Source organism: Paenibacillus sp. MMO-177 (genome assembly GCF_037147795.1).
Taxonomy (GTDB): Bacteria; Bacillota; Bacilli; order Paenibacillales; family Paenibacillaceae; genus Pristimantibacillus.
This window is the reverse complement of sequence record NZ_JBBCUR010000005.1, coordinates 157570-172755: the sequence shown is the minus strand read 5'-3', so window position 1 is coordinate 172755 and position 15186 is coordinate 157570. Positions and strand designations below refer to the sequence as shown.

10 protein-coding genes are annotated in these 15186 nt (G+C 50.1%); all 10 read left to right on the top strand.

The annotated features are described in order from the left end of the window. Positions 1 to 13 precede the first annotated feature (13 nt). The 10 genes from WFK81_RS18955 (at position 14) to WFK81_RS18910 (ending at position 15180) form a co-directional block, all read left to right on the top strand. Positions 14 to 1003, top strand: coding sequence for a carbohydrate ABC transporter permease (locus tag WFK81_RS18955; RefSeq protein WP_336787956.1), 990 nt, complete (start codon positions 14 to 16; stop codon positions 1001 to 1003). After that, positions 1000 to 1809, top strand: coding sequence for a carbohydrate ABC transporter permease (locus tag WFK81_RS18950; RefSeq protein ID WP_336787955.1), 810 nt, complete (start codon positions 1000 to 1002; stop codon positions 1807 to 1809). The genes WFK81_RS18955 and WFK81_RS18950 overlap by 4 nt, the downstream gene beginning before the upstream one ends. Before the next feature lie 34 nt (positions 1810 to 1843). Further along, a complete protein-coding gene (locus WFK81_RS18945; protein ID WP_336787954.1) occupies positions 1844 to 4975 on the top strand; it encodes a glycoside hydrolase family 2 TIM barrel-domain containing protein in 3132 nt (1043 codons plus the stop codon). 3 nt (positions 4976 to 4978) lie between these two features. Then, a complete protein-coding gene (locus WFK81_RS18940; protein WP_336787953.1) occupies positions 4979 to 6202 on the top strand; it encodes an MFS transporter in 1224 nt (407 codons plus the stop codon). A gap of 196 nt (positions 6203 to 6398) precedes the next feature. Then, the gene (locus WFK81_RS18935) at positions 6399 to 9890 is read left to right on the top strand and encodes an S-layer homology domain-containing protein (protein WP_336787952.1); all 3492 of its coding nucleotides are present in this window, start codon (positions 6399 to 6401) and stop codon (positions 9888 to 9890) included. Positions 9891 to 10417: 527 nt separating this feature from the next. Next, a complete protein-coding gene (locus WFK81_RS18930; protein ID WP_336787951.1) occupies positions 10418 to 11134 on the top strand; it encodes a 3-ketoacyl-ACP reductase in 717 nt (238 codons plus the stop codon). A 128-nt stretch (positions 11135 to 11262) separates the two neighbouring features. Further along, positions 11263 to 12213 (top strand): LacI family DNA-binding transcriptional regulator, encoded by a 951-nt coding sequence (locus WFK81_RS18925; protein ID WP_336787950.1) that lies wholly within the window; start codon positions 11263 to 11265, stop codon positions 12211 to 12213. A gap of 77 nt (positions 12214 to 12290) precedes the next feature. After that, the gene (locus WFK81_RS18920) at positions 12291 to 12917 is read left to right on the top strand and encodes an HAD family hydrolase (RefSeq protein WP_336787949.1); all 627 of its coding nucleotides are present in this window, start codon (positions 12291 to 12293) and stop codon (positions 12915 to 12917) included. A gap of 102 nt (positions 12918 to 13019) precedes the next feature. Further along, positions 13020 to 14516 carry a sensor histidine kinase gene (locus tag WFK81_RS18915; RefSeq protein ID WP_336787948.1) on the top strand — a complete coding sequence of 499 codons (1497 nt, stop codon included), beginning with the start codon at positions 13020 to 13022 and terminating at the stop codon, positions 14514 to 14516. Further along, entirely contained in the window at positions 14491 to 15180 is a 690-nt protein-coding gene (locus WFK81_RS18910) for a response regulator transcription factor (RefSeq protein ID WP_336787947.1), read from the top strand. Before WFK81_RS18915 ends, WFK81_RS18910 begins: the two co-directional genes overlap by 26 nt. The last annotated feature ends 6 nt before the right edge of the window (positions 15181 to 15186 follow it).

Genomic DNA, 15186 nt, shown 5'->3' with positions numbered 1-15186 from the left:
AGAAGGTTAGGAGATGGCTCAGACCTACTCGCAGACAGCAGGGAACAACGCGGCCAGCTTCACGCCTAGAAGAAAACGCAGATGGGGTGGGGCTGCGCCCTACCTCTTCATCTTCCCGTGGATCTTCGGATTCCTCGTTTTCACGCTAGGCCCGTTGTTGTTCTCGCTTATTATTTCGTTTTTTGATTGGCCTATCGTAGGCCAGGTGCATTTCATCGGTCTTGGAAACTACAAATCCATGTTTACGGATGATCCGTTATTCTGGAAGTCGCTAGGCGTAACTCTTAAGTTTGCCGCGCTTTTTGTTCCATTCAACATTATCGTCGCGCTGGGGCTTGCTATTCTGCTCAATCAGAACACGCGCGGCACGGCGATTTTCCGAACCGCCTTTTATCTGCCGTCTGTCATTTCCGGCGTTGCTCTGGCGATGATCTGGTCCTGGGTATACAGCGGCGATTACGGCATCCTGAATTATTTCCTGTCGATCATTGGCGTACAGGGTCCGGACTGGTTGAATGATACCAAATGGTCTTTGGTTGCGATGGTTGTGGCCAGCCTATGGGGACAAGGCTCCATGATGCTTGTCTTTCTAGCGGGGCTGAAGGGGATTCCGAAGGATCTTTATGAATCCGCTTCGCTTGACGGTGCGGGGAAAATCCGGCAGTTCTTCAGCGTGACGGTTCCCATGCTTAGCCCAACCATTCTTTTCAACCTGATTACTTCCATTATTGCGGCGTTCCAGCAGCTGACGCTCGCCCTATTGCTGACGGGCGGCGGGCCAATGAAAGCCACTTACTTCTATGCGATGTACATGTACGAGAATGCCTTCAAATATTACAAAATGGGTTATTCCGCAGCGAACGCATGGTTTATGTTCCTTATTGTGCTTACGTTGACCTTCCTTGTCTTTAAGTCTTCCGAGGCATGGGTGTTCTATGAAGGCGAAATGAAGCGCAAGCCGCTTAAGAAAATGAAAGCTGGCGGAAAGGGGAAAACAGCATGAAAAAGCTCTTCATTTATACGTTATTGATCTGCTGCTCGCTGCTGTTCGCTGCGCCGCTGTTCTGGGCAGTGACCACGGCGCTGAAGTCACAATCCGAGTTGTACCTCTTTCCGCCAAAATGGATTCCTTCCGCGTGGAAATTCAGCAACTTCTCGGATGCTTGGACGATACAGCCCTTCAGCTTATTTCTGAAAAACACGGTTATCGTAACGCTTTTGTCGACGATTGGCCAACTGGTATCCTGTACGCTTGTGGCTTACGGATTCGCAAGATTCGAATTCAAGGGACGCAATCTGTTGTTTCTGGTCGTGCTGGCGACAATGATGATTCCTTGGGAAGTTACGATGATTCCGCAATATATGGAGTTTAACTACCTGGGCTGGATCAATACGCTTAAGCCTCTTATTGTTCCATCGTGGTTCGGATCGGCCTACTTCATCTTCCTGCTTAGACAATTTATTCTGACGCTTCCGCGTGAATTGGATGAAGCAGCAACGATCGACGGAGCGAACAAGTTTGGCATTCTTGCGCGGATTATCGTGCCGCTAATGGGGCCGCCGCTTATTCTGGTCGGAGTGTTCCAAGTGATGAACTGCTGGAACGACTATTTGGGACCGCTTATTTTCCTTAATGATCAGTCGAAATATACGCTTACGCTTGGCTTGTCGCAGTTTAAGGGCATGTTTGGCGTCGATATGCAGTCCATTATGGCGATTACTTGTCTGATCTCGATTCCGCCGCTTGCCGTATTTTTCTTCGCGCAGCGTTATATTGTCGGCGGAATCGCAAATACGGGGATTAAATAACTAGAGAGATTTGTGATTCGGGAGGAGAAGCATCATGCGAAACAAGACAATAGAACGGGATTGGGACAATCTGGCGGTGCTGGAGCGCAACCGCGCGGAAAGCCGGGCGTATTTCATCCCTTTTTCTGATATAGAAGGCGCTTTAAGCTATGATAGGGGAAGCTCCCCTTGGTTCAAATCCTTAAACGGCAATTGGAAGTTTCACTATGCGCAAGGGCCTGAGTGGGCACCGGAAGGATTTTTCGAAGAGAGCTATGATGTGTCCGGCTGGGACGAAATACAGGTTCCAGGTCACTGGCAGCTGAAGGGCTACGGCCATCCGCATTATACGGATCTGTATTATCCGTTTCCGGTCGATCCTCCCCATGTGCCTAACGATAATCCGACAGGCAGCTATGTGCGGGAGTTTGAGCTTCCTCCGTATTGGGACGGAAGAAAGCTGGCGGTCAAGTTTGACGGCGTGGACAGCGCCTTCCATATATGGGTCAACGGCGAGTTCGTCGGCTACAGCCAAGGAAGCCGCTTAACGTCGGAGTTTGATTTGACGCCTTATGCGAAAGTCGGGATGAACCGCATGGCTGTCCGGGTGTATCAATGGTCGGACGGCTCCTACCTGGAAGATCAGGATATGTGGTATATGAGCGGTATTTTCCGGGATGTGTATCTAGTTTCCGAGCCATCCTCTATCCGTATTGCAGACTACCGGATCGTGACCGAGCTGGACGCACAGTATTGCGATGCTATCTTGTCCGTAAAAGTAGAGTTGAGCGGAGAAGATCCGCAGGGGGAAGTCAGATTGAACCTGCTGGATCGGGAAGGCAAGACGGTTGCTTCCGCGGTGAATCCGATCGGTTCGGAAAGCCAGAATCAAGCTTCTACCGAATTCGCGATTCCCGTAACAAAGCCTGCGCTATGGAGCGCCGAAGCACCAGCACTGTATCATTTGGCGATTAGCGTAGCCGACCGGCATAACCATGTGGTGGAGACGGTTGCCCAGCGGGTAGGCTTCCGCAAGATTGAAGTGAAGGCCGGACAGTTTTTGGTGAATGGCAAAGCCATCCTGCTCAAGGGCGTAAACCGGCATGACCATCACCCGGATACGGGACGTACGGTTACGCTGTCCACGATGATTCAAGATGTCATTATGATGAAACAGCATAACATTAATGCGGTCAGAACGGCGCATTATCCGAATGACCCCCGATTCTACGATGTTTGCGATGAATATGGTCTGTATGTTATGGAAGAAACGGACTTGGAGACGCATGGCTTCGAGCCGCTTGGCAACATCTCGCGTTTAAGCGATGATCCTGCCTGGCAGGACGCGTATGTCGACCGGATCCGCCGCATGGTCGAGCGCGATAAGAACCATCCGTCCATCTTGTTCTGGTCGCTTGGCAACGAGTCCGGCTTTGGCTGCAATTTCAAGGCGATGTCGGAATGGTGCAAGCAGGCTGATCCTACCCGTCTCATCCATTATGAAGAAGACCGGGAAGCGGAAGTATGCGACGTGGTGAGCACGATGTATTCCTCCGTGGAGAAGATGGAAGGCTTCGGACAGCTGGTTGATCACCCCAAACCGCATATCCTCTGCGAATTCGCTCATGCGATGGGCAATGGTCCAGGGGGGCTTAAGCCGTATTTCGATACCTTTGATGCTTATCGAAGACTGCAGGGCGGCTTCGTATGGGAATGGATTGACCACGGCATCAGCCGCAAGACGGCTGACGGAAAAGACGATTATGCCTATGGCGGAGACTACGGCGATGAACCGAATAACAGCAATTTCGTCATTGACGGTCTTGTTCGTCCAGACCGGACGCCTTCACCGGGACTTATCGAATACAAGAAGATTATCGAGCCTGTAAGGGTCGAATATTTATCGAACCATCGTATACGCGTTACTAACCGGTACGATTTTATATCGCTTGATCACCTCCATGCAGATTGGAGCGTGATTGCAGACGGACGTACGGTTCAAAGCGGTGTTCTGGCGCTGCCTCCGATTGGGCCTGGAGAAAGCGCGGAGCTGGACGTTCCTGTTCGGATGGACGTACAGCATACTCGATTGGAGACGGACGCAGAGCGGTGGATGAACATCGGTTTCTCGCTTGCTGCCGATTGTATTTGGGGAGAGCGGGGGCATGAGATCGCCTGGGCGCAGCTTGCGCTTGAAGCTGTAGAAACGGACACCTCGGCGGCAGCTGCAAATCTGCCTACTCGAAGCTTATCCTGCTCGGAGGAAGGACGAGAAATTATTTTTGAAAATGATTTATTCCAAATAGCCTTCGACTCCCGCCAATCCGGCATCCGCTCGCTTCGAATGAACGGACAAGAGCTTGTGAACAAAGGGCCGCGCCTTAACTTCTGGAGGGCGCCGATTGATAACGACATGTATGTCCTGCCCGATTGGCGCAAGGCACACCTGGATAAGCTGTCGGAGCGTATCGATGGATGCCAGTGGGAACGGCTTGATGAAGGGACTGTTCGGATTAGCTGGATCTCCCGCATAGCGCCGCCCGTGCATGATTGGGGCTTCCGCTGCGAAACCGTCTATACCGTAACGGGCTCCGGATTAATAATGATTGATATTCACGGGGTTCCGGAAGGCAAGCCGCCAGTTATGCTGCCTAAGATTGGACTCCAAATGGAGCTCCCACCGTCTATGGAGAACGTCATATGGTATGGCCGCGGACCGGGAGAAAGTTATTCCGACAGCAAGGAAGCGGGACGTTTCGGCGTGTATAGCAAAACGGTAGACGAGCTGTTTACCCCTTATATTTATCCGCAGGAAAACGGCAACCGCACGGATGTCCGCTGGGTGTCGGTGACGGACGGCGGCGGTATCGGGCTGCTTGCCGTAGGCGAGCCAACGCTTGAATTCAGCGCCCGAAGATATGCGGATGCCGATCTGGAAGCGGCAAAGCATGCCAGCGATCTTGTTCCGCGGGACTTCATTACGCTGAACCTGGATTACCGGCAGAATGGTCTTGGCAGCAACAGCTGCGGACCGGCTCAATCGCCTGAACACGCCGTTACACCTGACGAATTCCGTTTCCGGATACTATTAAAGCCTTACCTTTCCGAGGATTCCGCTCCGGAGCGACTCAGTCATCAGATGAGATTGGAAGCGAAGCGCGGCCTCTCCACTCTCGGAAAGGAGTAGGGGATGTCCGACTATTTCCGGGGATTACTGCATTTGCCATCGGGTGTTCGCCGGTTCCTGATGACCGAATCTTTGTATGGGATCGGAATCGGATTGTATTCACTTGTGCTTAATTTGCATTTATTGTCCAAAGGGCTAAAGGAAGATCAGGTTGGCGCTTTGGTATCCGTTGGCATCTTGATTATGGGGATACTGGCTATCCCCGTATCCTTGCTTGCCAATCGGTACGGCCGCAAAAAGCTGCTCGTTGCCGGCATTTTGTTTATTGCGGCGGGCAATATCCTGTATGCATTCACTGGCGAACTTGCTTATTTCTACCTGGCTCAGGCTCTCGTCTCGATCGGATTAACGCTGGTCGAGACCACAGAGGTACAGCTGCTCTTTCATTATTGCACGTCGCGCAGGGATGAGATGCGCGCATTTTCCCTTATGTTTGCTGTATTCACCGCTTTCACTGGTGCAGGAACTTTAATCGCGGGTTATTTGCCTAGCGGAGCAACAACTGGAGAAGGCTATCGGACAGCCCTGCTTCTAGCCGGCTTGGTGTTTGTCATTCATGGGATTGTCCGCGGCCTGATCCTTCCTGCAGAGAGCGGCGTCATTCCTCCGAAGGCGAGTAGACCGGATGAGGAGAGAACCCGCGAAATGATGTCCGGTTGGACAAAAAAGCTGCCAAGCTCCAAGCTGTGGCTGTTCTCCGTATTTATGGCTTTGCTAGGCGGGGCGCTTGCCATAACAGGGTCCTTCTTGAATGTAATCGTTAAGTACCGGCTGGACTGGCAGGACGATAACGTATCCCTGCTGCTCGCCATAGCCGGGGTTGTTCTCTTCGTAAGTTCTTTGCTTACTCCTTATATTATGGAGCGGTTTGGTCCGCATACGGCTATTATTTCTGTTTTTCTAATTAACATCGTGATATTCACCGCTCTTTTCTGGTCCATGCCGGTGTGGCTGTTCACGGTCCTGTTCCTTATTCGCGGAGGCGGGGTGACCATGCTCTCCAATCTAGCAGACAGTAAATTAATGTCCGCGCTTAAAGAAAAAGAGAGGAACCTCTTTGCCGGCATGCGCTCTGTCTTCCGAAGCGTAGGTTCTTCTATTGCCGCTTATGTGGCGGGATTGATTTTGGCCGGAGCAGACTATCGGATGCCCTTCCTAATTACGGCGGCAGCGCTAGGCGTAGGGTTGATATGTTATACTCGGTGGATTCGTCCGCTGTTGGATTAAATAATAAGTCACGAAGAAAAACCTTTGATATCGAAGGTTTTTCTTTTTTTTAAAATAGATTAGTCCTATTCATATAGATATTTAGAGCTATAATTAATATAGTTATTTTTAATATCGTATATTCAAAATTCATAGGAATGGGACAGAGGCCGTCATGAGGAACATATCACGAAAATTGATTTTTTTGGTTATCTTTGTGTTGATCTTTCAGCTAGGGCTGGGAAATTACATTACGCCGACAACGTTCGCTGCTGCGGATCCTTACTTAACCGCTACTCCGGGTTCGTCTTCATTCGTGACTGGAGATAACGCCATCTCAACACCGGTTATTATCGACCCGGGTATAACGGTCACGGATGGAGTCAGCGCTACGCTTGCAAGCGCAACCGTGGCGATCACGGGCAACTTCCATTCGGGGGAAGACGTATTGGCTTTTATCAACAATGGAGCAACGATGGGTAATATTACGGCCAGTTACAATGCAGCCACGGGCGTAATGACACTGACGTCTGCGGGCGCAACGGCTGCCTTAGCCCAGTGGCAAAGCGCCTTGCGTTCTGTTACCTATACGGATACGGCCATAACGCCAAATACGGCAACGCGTACAATCAGCTTCATTGCTGTTGACGGCGCAGGAAATACCAGTAATACAACAACGAGGATCGTTACAGTGTCCGCGATAGACCAGACTCCAATCGTAACGACGACAGGCGGGACAACCGACTACATATCCAGAACATCGGAAGTTACAATTGACTCCGGGGTGACGGTTTCCGATCTGGACAACACGACATTGTCCAGCGCGACGGTATCCATTACCAACGGTTTCCAATCGGGAGATACGCTAAGTTTTATCAATACCAGCTCGGCCATTTACGGCAATATTGTTGCAAGTTATAATGCAGCGACGGGCGTGCTGACTCTGACGTCGTCAGGCGCAACGGCCACTGTGGCGCAATGGGCAAATGCTTTAAGCTCGGTTACGTTTTCGTCAACGAGTGTTACGACAGGTTACCGCAGCATTAGCTACATAGTAAGTGACGGCATGAAAAACAGCGCCAACGCTGCGAAGACCGTCAATGTTATTGGGCCTCCGAACTTGACCGCAAGCGGCGGTTCGGCGTCATTCGCAGCCGGAGATAACACGGCATCGACTCCGGTAGTTATCGACTCCGGTTTAACGGTCGCGGATGGAGTCAGCGCTACGCTTGCAAGCGCGACAGTGGCCATCACGGGCAACTTCCATTCAGGGGAAGACGTATTGGCTTTCATCAACAATGGTGCGACCATGGGGAATATTGCGGCCAGTTATGATACGGCAACGGGTGTGCTGACACTGATCTCTGCGGGTGCGACAGCTACGTTGGCCCAGTGGCAGAGTGCCCTTCGTTCCGTTACCTATACGGATACGGCCATAACGCCAAATACGGCAACGCGTACAATCAGCTTCGGCGCAATTGACGGGGCGGGCAATACCAGCAACACAACAACGAGGACGGTTACGGTGACGGCGACGGATCAGACTCCAATCGTAACGACGACAGGCGGGACAACCGACTACATATCCAGAACATCGGAAGTTACAATTGACTCCGGGGTGACGGTATCCGATCTGGACAACACGACGTTGTCCAGCGCGACGGTATCCATTACCAACGGTTTTCAATCGGGAGATACGCTAAGTTTTATCAATACCAGCTCGGCCATTTACGGCAATATTGTTGCGAGTTTTAATACAGCGACGGGCGTGCTGACTCTGGCGTCGTTAGGCGCAACGGCCACTGTGGCGCAATGGGCAAATGCTTTAAGCTCGGTTACGTTTTCGTCAACGAGTGTTACGACAGGTTACCGCAGCATTAGCTACGTAGTAAGTGACGGCATGAAAAACAGCGCCAACGCTGCGAAAACCGTCAATGTTATCGGGCCTCCGAACTTGACCGCAAGCGGCGGTTCGGCGTCATTCGCAGCCGGAGATAACACGGCATCGACTCCGGTAGTTATCGACTCCGGTTTAACGGTCGCGGATGGAGCCAGCGCTACGCTTGCAAGCGCAACCGTGGCGATCACGGGCAACTTCCATTCGGGGGAAGACGTATTGGCTTTTATCAACAATGGAGCGACGATGGGTAATATTGCGGCCAGTTACGATGCGGCAACGGGTGTGCTGACACTGATCTCTGCGGGTGCGACAGCTACGTTGGCCCAGTGGCAAAGTGCCCTTCGTTCCGTTACATACACCAATACAGCCATAACGCCGTATACGGCAACGCGAACAATCTCCTTCGAAGCCATTGACGGCGCGGGAAATACCAGCAATACCGCGGCAAGAACCGTCACGATGTCTGCGACAGACCAGACGCCTATCGTAACCACGAGCAGCGGCTCGACCATTTTTAGGTCCGGAAATCAAGCAACCCCAACCGCTGTTGTTATTGACAGCGGTTTGACGATAAACGACTTGGACAACACGACGCTTGCAAGCGCAACAATTATCGTTTCGGGCAACTTCAGCGCCCAAGAGGATGTTTTGGCATTCACCAACGACAATGCCGCGACATACGGCAATATTACGGCCAGTTATTCAAGCGCTAGCGGCCAGCTGACGCTGACGTCCGCGGGAGCTACAGCAACCTTGTCACAGTGGCAAAACGCATTGCGCGCGGTCACCTATATGAATACGGCTGCAAACCCGGATACGGCAACCCGCACGGTCAGCTTATCCGTTAACGATGGTACAAAAACCAGCAGCGTCGCGACGAAGAATATTGCCTTGATCGCATTAAACAGCTTAAGCGCCAATCCGAACGCATTAAGCGTTCTGGCAGGGCAAACGGCGACTGCAGCCATTACGGCCAAGTATTCGGATTCGACCGAAGCTGATGTCACTTCAGCGGTATCTTGGACTGTTCGTAATCCGGCAATTGCCAGCGTTTCCGCCGGGACGATTACTGGCCTCCAGGCAGGCAGCACTGTCGTTACTGCCATCTACGGAACGCAATCCATAGACATCAACGTGACAGTAACAAGCGTCTTCATTCCGGGTCCAGGAACGACCCCGGTTACAAAGACCTTCTACGAATTCGTGTCTACGGACCGGCTTAAAGCTTCTATACAAAGCGCCTTAAAGGCCGGGAATCCCGCATCGTTCCAAGATACGGCGTCCCATTGGGCCTCTAAAGACATTTCGCTCGGTGCGAAGTTAGGCATAATTAACGGTTATCCGGATGGCAGCTTTAGACCAAATGCCTCTGTTACGAGAGCCGAGTTTAGCACGCTTGTCGTTAACGCCTTTGCTTTACGCGCGGATAACGGCGGGAAAGAGTTTGAAGATACACAGACCTCCTGGGCACGAGAGTCGATTGGAATTCTTGCCTACTACGGCGTGATCAGCGGTTATCCCGATGGAACCTTCCACCCTGCTCAAAAGATTACGCGTGCCGAGATGGCTGCTATTCTATCGAAAATCATAGTGCTTCAAAGCCATTCCGGCGAAGCCAATACTTTTCTTGATGTTGCACCGCAGCACTGGGCTAAAAAAATGATTGAAGAAGCTGCGGCAGCCGGAATTATTCAAGGCAAAGGCCAGAACCAGTTCGCGCCGGACGATAATCTTACAAGGGCGGAAGCTTTAACGGTTATCCTGCGCGTGTTAAAAAAAGATCCGGTTATTTCAGATCTCCTTAGTTAAGACGACGCTTTGGTCTTTGGTCTCATCGCTGCTTAGTTGGATCGGCCGCTACAAAGCCTACAAGTACGCGAATTACGCCGCCTCCTCGTTTGTTGCGGTAATCGGACTTTATTGGTTTGTAACGCGGATTATTGAAGGTTGAATGAAACACAAAAACACGCCAGCTTATGGCGTGTTTTTGTGTTTCACGAAGCTGAGTTTATTCTTCAAGTATAGATAATAGCTTTTCAAATTCATTTATATCCCATTGTATAATCTTTGAACATGAAGTTTAACCCTCCTCAAGGAGGCAATACTTTTACCGTTCACTCCAAACAAGAAGGATTCGTTAATTGAAATGCTTGACTTGGAATGGTTAGGCGATTAATCGATTCTAACGCAATAGGGAGTGGAGCAGGAGCATATTCATTATGAATCCTTTAGCCCTTTAGCCATTCTGAGCGAATAATAGGCTACAATGGACTTGATTGTTCTTGAACATTGTATCAAACTTAACTTGACTACAAACTAAAGGAGAGAGAACAGAAATGCAATCCGTAGCAGGAAAAGTCGCATTAATTACAGGAGCAGGGCGCGGTATCGGAAGGGCCGTAGCCATTGCATTCGCGCAAGAGGGCATTCATGTCGGTCTTGTTGGACGTACGCTTGAGAACTTACATAAAGTAGCGGAAGAGCTTAAGCCGTATGGAGTGAAGGTAGCCCTTGCATCTGCTGACGTGGCCGATCTGGCTTCGATTACCGCAGCGGTTGAGAGCATTCGCTCCGAATTAGGAGCAATCGATATTCTAATCAACAACGCCGGCATAGGCAAATTCGGCGGTTTCATGGATCTGACGCCGGAAGAGTGGACGAACGTCATCGATGTTAACGTCAAAGGCGTGTATTATACGACACGCGCGGTATTGCCTGAGATGATTGAACGCAATACCGGCGATATTGTAAACATTGCGTCCACGGCTGGCCAGAGGGGAGCGCCTCTTACAAGCGCCTATACGGCATCGAAAGCTGCCGTTATCGGTCTCAGCGAATCCTTGATGCTTGAGGTCCGCAAGAACAATATTCGGGTAATCACCTTGACTCCGAGCACGGTTGCAACGGATATGGCTGTGGAGCTTAAGCTGACCGACGGCAACCCGGAGAAGGTTATGCAGCCTGAAGACTTGGCTGATTTGATTGTCGCGCAGCTGAAGCTTCACCGCCGTGTCGTATTGAAGCAGGCGGGACTTTGGTCGACCAACCCATAAGGGCGTAATACGAAATAAGAAACAAGCAAAAGACTGCCGGTATATCGTCAGTCTTTTTGCTTGTTGTATTTGGAATAGTGTTATATATTCGATATTATTTATAACTCTTCATAAGCGGAGAGGTGACAATGGCAAATATTAATGAGATTGCAAAGCGCGCAGGCGTATCCGTATCAACGGTATCCAGGGTGCTGAATCACAATCCGTATGTGTCGGAAGAGAAGCGGGCAGCCGTTCAGCGCGTGATTGACGAATTGGATTATACGCCCAACCGCTTGGCCGTTGATTTAATCCGTCAAGAAACAAGAACCATCGGGGTCATCATGCCGTATAACAACAATCAGGCCTTTGATCAGCTGCTTCATGGCGTGCTTAATCGCTCGGTTGAACGCGATTACTCCGTTATGGTTCTGCCTACCAAGTACGATCCGGCTAAAGAGCTTAGCTCTCTGGACAGGCTGAAAAATAAACAGCTGGACGGGATTATCCTTACGTCCCGTTCGAATGCATGGGACGCCATTGTCCCGTATTCCAAATACGGGGCCATTGTGGCTTGCGAATATACGGATCTTCCGGAGATTGGCTGCGCCTACATGGACCGGTATGCCTCTTTCGTAGACGCCTTCCGATTATTAAAGGACAAGGGGCATACCCGTGTCGCTTTTACGACGGCAAGAGGAGAAGAGAGCAATAGTACCCGATTGACGCTTAAAGCTTATCGTCATATTTTTGGCGAACATCCGCCTGCTTTTCATATCAACGATTGCTATAGCATGGAGGACGGGGTAAGAGCGGCAAAGCAGCTGCTTCATGCCTCACTGAGGCCAACCGCGATTTATGCGAACGGCGATGAGGTTGCAGCAGGGATTTACCAGTATGCAAGGAGCATCCAGCTGGAGGTTCCGGAAGACTTGGCGATCATGGGCCAAGAAAATCAGCCGGTCGGAATCGGATTAGGCTTATCTACGGTTGATCATCAGTTGGTGAAGGTTGGTGAACAGGCCTTTGATCTAATTGTTGAAAAATCCAGGGATAAGATCGAGATCCCTTATCGCATCCTTATGCGGCAGTCCGTTTAGCTATTGACCTGAAAAGGATTTCATACTTTAGCCTACAGATAAGAGATTAATTCTAAAGCTGTAGGAGGAAGATATGTATGTATACGGCCTTTATTTTTGACATTGACGGCACTTTAATCAACACGGAGCAAGCGGTGTTAGGATCTTTGCGGAAGATGCTGAAAGCGAGCTATAACCGGGAGATGGACCTAGCGGATCTCGCTTTTGCGCTGGGGATTCCCGGCGCTGTATCGTTGCGCCAACTCGGTATTGAAGACGTGGAGCATGCGAATAAATGCTGGAATGAACTCATGAGGGACTACCGGCATACGATTCATGTTTTTGACGGAATCGGGGAGCTGCTTGCTGAACTTAGGGATTATCCGGTTCTAAAAGGAGTGGTTACCTCGAAGACGAGTCAAGAGTATCTGGATGACTTTGTCCCCTTTGGTCTCGTTCGCGATCTGCCCTTTGCTTTATGTGCGGATGATACGAATCGGCATAAGCCTCATCCGGAGCCTTTGCTTACCTTTCTTGAGATCTCGGGCGCTCGGGCGGACTCAACCATTTATATCGGCGACACCGTCTACGACTACGAATGCGCAAGAGATGCCGGAGTAGATTTTGGGTTAGCTCTGTGGGGATGCAGGCAGCCTGACATTATTCCCGCGAAGTATAAATTTGAACATCCGAAAGATATACTGACTCTTATGAATCGACCTTAATGGGGGGAGATTGACCTTTCCAAGCACATTGACAATAATAGAGAAACAACCATTAACGCAAGCTGCACCTTATTCTTGTTGTCCTAAGGAGATTTCCCTTGCATGTCCATACGCTTTAAACTGTTGTTATCTTATGCGGCTATGCTGGTCATACCGCTCATTTCGATCCTGGTTATCAGTCTGCTCCTGGTTATTTTCTATCAAGGGGATGTAAAAAACCTAAAAGGAGTTTACGAAACGACGGAAAACAGGTTTGGCCATGAAGCCGTCGAGCATGCGGTCAAAGAAATCAAACGTACATCGGTCCGGCATCCCGATTTATTGCTGGACTCTACGTATTTGAATGATATGTCCGTTGATTTGGAAAAGAACGATTCCGGCATCATCGTAAGAAGAGGCGACGCCATCTACTTCCGCTCGGATAATATGGGGCGAAGCCCTCGGCTGGAAGCTGATTTGCCGGGATATGCGCGGCCGAATTCCTCAAACCTTTATACGGAGAAAAAAGAGGGAAATACGAATTATGTTTTTTTGCAGTTTGACGTTATGTTCAAGGACGAACCGGTAAGCCTGTTTATTATATCGAAGGAGGATCCGCTTACCTATTTCATCCGCAAGTATTTCCCCACCTTAGTTGTGTGTTCCTTGTTGATTCTCATCATTACTCATGTCCTCTTGACGACTTATATGTCCAAAAACATTATCCGCCGACTACAGACCTTGCGGACAGCGGCGCGGGAGATGAAGAACGGAAACCTGGACTTCAAGCTTCAGGTTCAGGGCAAGGACGAGATTGGCCAATTGGGCATGGCCTTTGAGGATATGCGCTCCCGCATGCAGAAGTCAATTCAGATCCAAGCGCAATACGAAGAGAATCGCAAGGAATTGATTGCAAGCATATCGCATGATTTGAGAACGCCGCTTACCGCCATCCGGGGTTATATTGACGGTGTGATGGAAGGCGTGGCGGATACGCCGGAGAAAAGCGCGAGGTATATGAAAACAATCGATGCCAAGGCCGCGGAGCTGGAGCATCTGATCAACGAACTCTTTTTGTACTCCAAGCTTGATCTTAACCGCCAGCCGTTCCTGTTTGAAGCGGTGGAGCTCTTGCCTTTTCTGAGCGATTTGACCGAGGAGCTTCAATTCGAGCTTGAGAAAAAATCAATTGGATTCGAGATCGATATGAATGTGCCTGCCGGACAATTTGTACGCATGGACAGAGACCAATTCAAACGCGTGCTCAATAATATTATCTCCAATAGCGTCAGGTACATGGACAAACCATTGCCGCTTATCCGGATGAAGGCGTATCTGAAGGATGACCAAGCGGTCATGGAAATCTCGGATAACGGGATCGGCATGAAGGACAAAGACCTGGAACACATATTCGAACGCTTCTTTCGGGCCGACGAATCGCGGAGCAATAAGACGGGCGGCAGCGGTCTAGGGCTTGCGATCGCAAAGCAAATCATGGAGAGCCATAACGGAGAAATAACGGCAGCAAGCAAGTGGACAGCCGGTACTACCATCAGCTTGTATTTGCCCATTCAATCAAAGGAAGGGGAGGGACATGATGAAATCCGTGTTGTTAATTGAAGACGATGCAGCGATTGCGGAGCTTCAACGGGATTATTTGGAGATTAACGGATTTGAAGTGCAGGTTGCCGCGGATGGAGAGACGGGTCTGGCAATGACCTTGTCCGGCCTTTATGACCTTGTCATTCTGGATCTGATGATTCCCAAGATGAACGGCTTTGAGGTTTGCAAGAAAATAAGGGAGAAGCAGGACATTCCGATTCTTATCGTTACTTCTCTCCAGGATGACATCGACGTGATTCGGGGACTAGGCCTTGGAGCTGACGATTATATTACGAAACCGTTCAAACCCGCGGAGCTGGTTGCGAGAGTAAAGGCCCATATGGCAAGATATGAGCGGCTGGTGGGCAAAAAAGACGTTAAAAACATCATTCAAATTCGTGATTTGTGTATCGATCCCGATACACGCAAGGTGTATGTGAATGAAGAGGAAACCGTATTAACAACGAAAGAATTTGATCTGCTGTATTTTCTGGCCAGTCACCCCAATAAAGTATTTAGCAAAGAGCATCTTTTTGAACGGATATGGGGAGTTGACGCGCTTGGGGATATGCAGACGGTTACCGTGCACATCCGGAAAATTCGCGAAAAAATCGAAAAGGACTCTGCAAACCCTGTTTATATCGAAACGGTATGGGGGGCCGGCTACCGTTGCAGAGATTAAAGGGAA

What these genes read in the sequence shown, in the direction of transcription:
- WFK81_RS18955 (WP_336787956.1), top strand. Translation starts at nt 14, where the DNA reads ATGGCTCAGACCTACTCGCAGACAGCAGGGAACAACGCGGCCAGCTTC.
- WFK81_RS18950 (WP_336787955.1), top strand. Translation starts at nt 1,000, where the DNA reads ATGAAAAAGCTCTTCATTTATACGTTATTGATCTGCTGCTCGCTGCTG.
- WFK81_RS18945 (WP_336787954.1), top strand. Translation starts at nt 1,844, where the DNA reads ATGCGAAACAAGACAATAGAACGGGATTGGGACAATCTGGCGGTGCTG.
- WFK81_RS18940 (WP_336787953.1), top strand. Translation starts at nt 4,979, where the DNA reads ATGTCCGACTATTTCCGGGGATTACTGCATTTGCCATCGGGTGTTCGC.
- WFK81_RS18930 (WP_336787951.1), top strand. Translation starts at nt 10,418, where the DNA reads ATGCAATCCGTAGCAGGAAAAGTCGCATTAATTACAGGAGCAGGGCGC.
- WFK81_RS18925 (WP_336787950.1), top strand. Translation starts at nt 11,263, where the DNA reads ATGGCAAATATTAATGAGATTGCAAAGCGCGCAGGCGTATCCGTATCA.
- WFK81_RS18920 (WP_336787949.1), top strand. Translation starts at nt 12,291, where the DNA reads ATGTATACGGCCTTTATTTTTGACATTGACGGCACTTTAATCAACACG.
- WFK81_RS18915 (WP_336787948.1), top strand. Translation starts at nt 13,020, where the DNA reads ATGTCCATACGCTTTAAACTGTTGTTATCTTATGCGGCTATGCTGGTC.
- WFK81_RS18910 (WP_336787947.1), top strand. Translation starts at nt 14,491, where the DNA reads ATGATGAAATCCGTGTTGTTAATTGAAGACGATGCAGCGATTGCGGAG.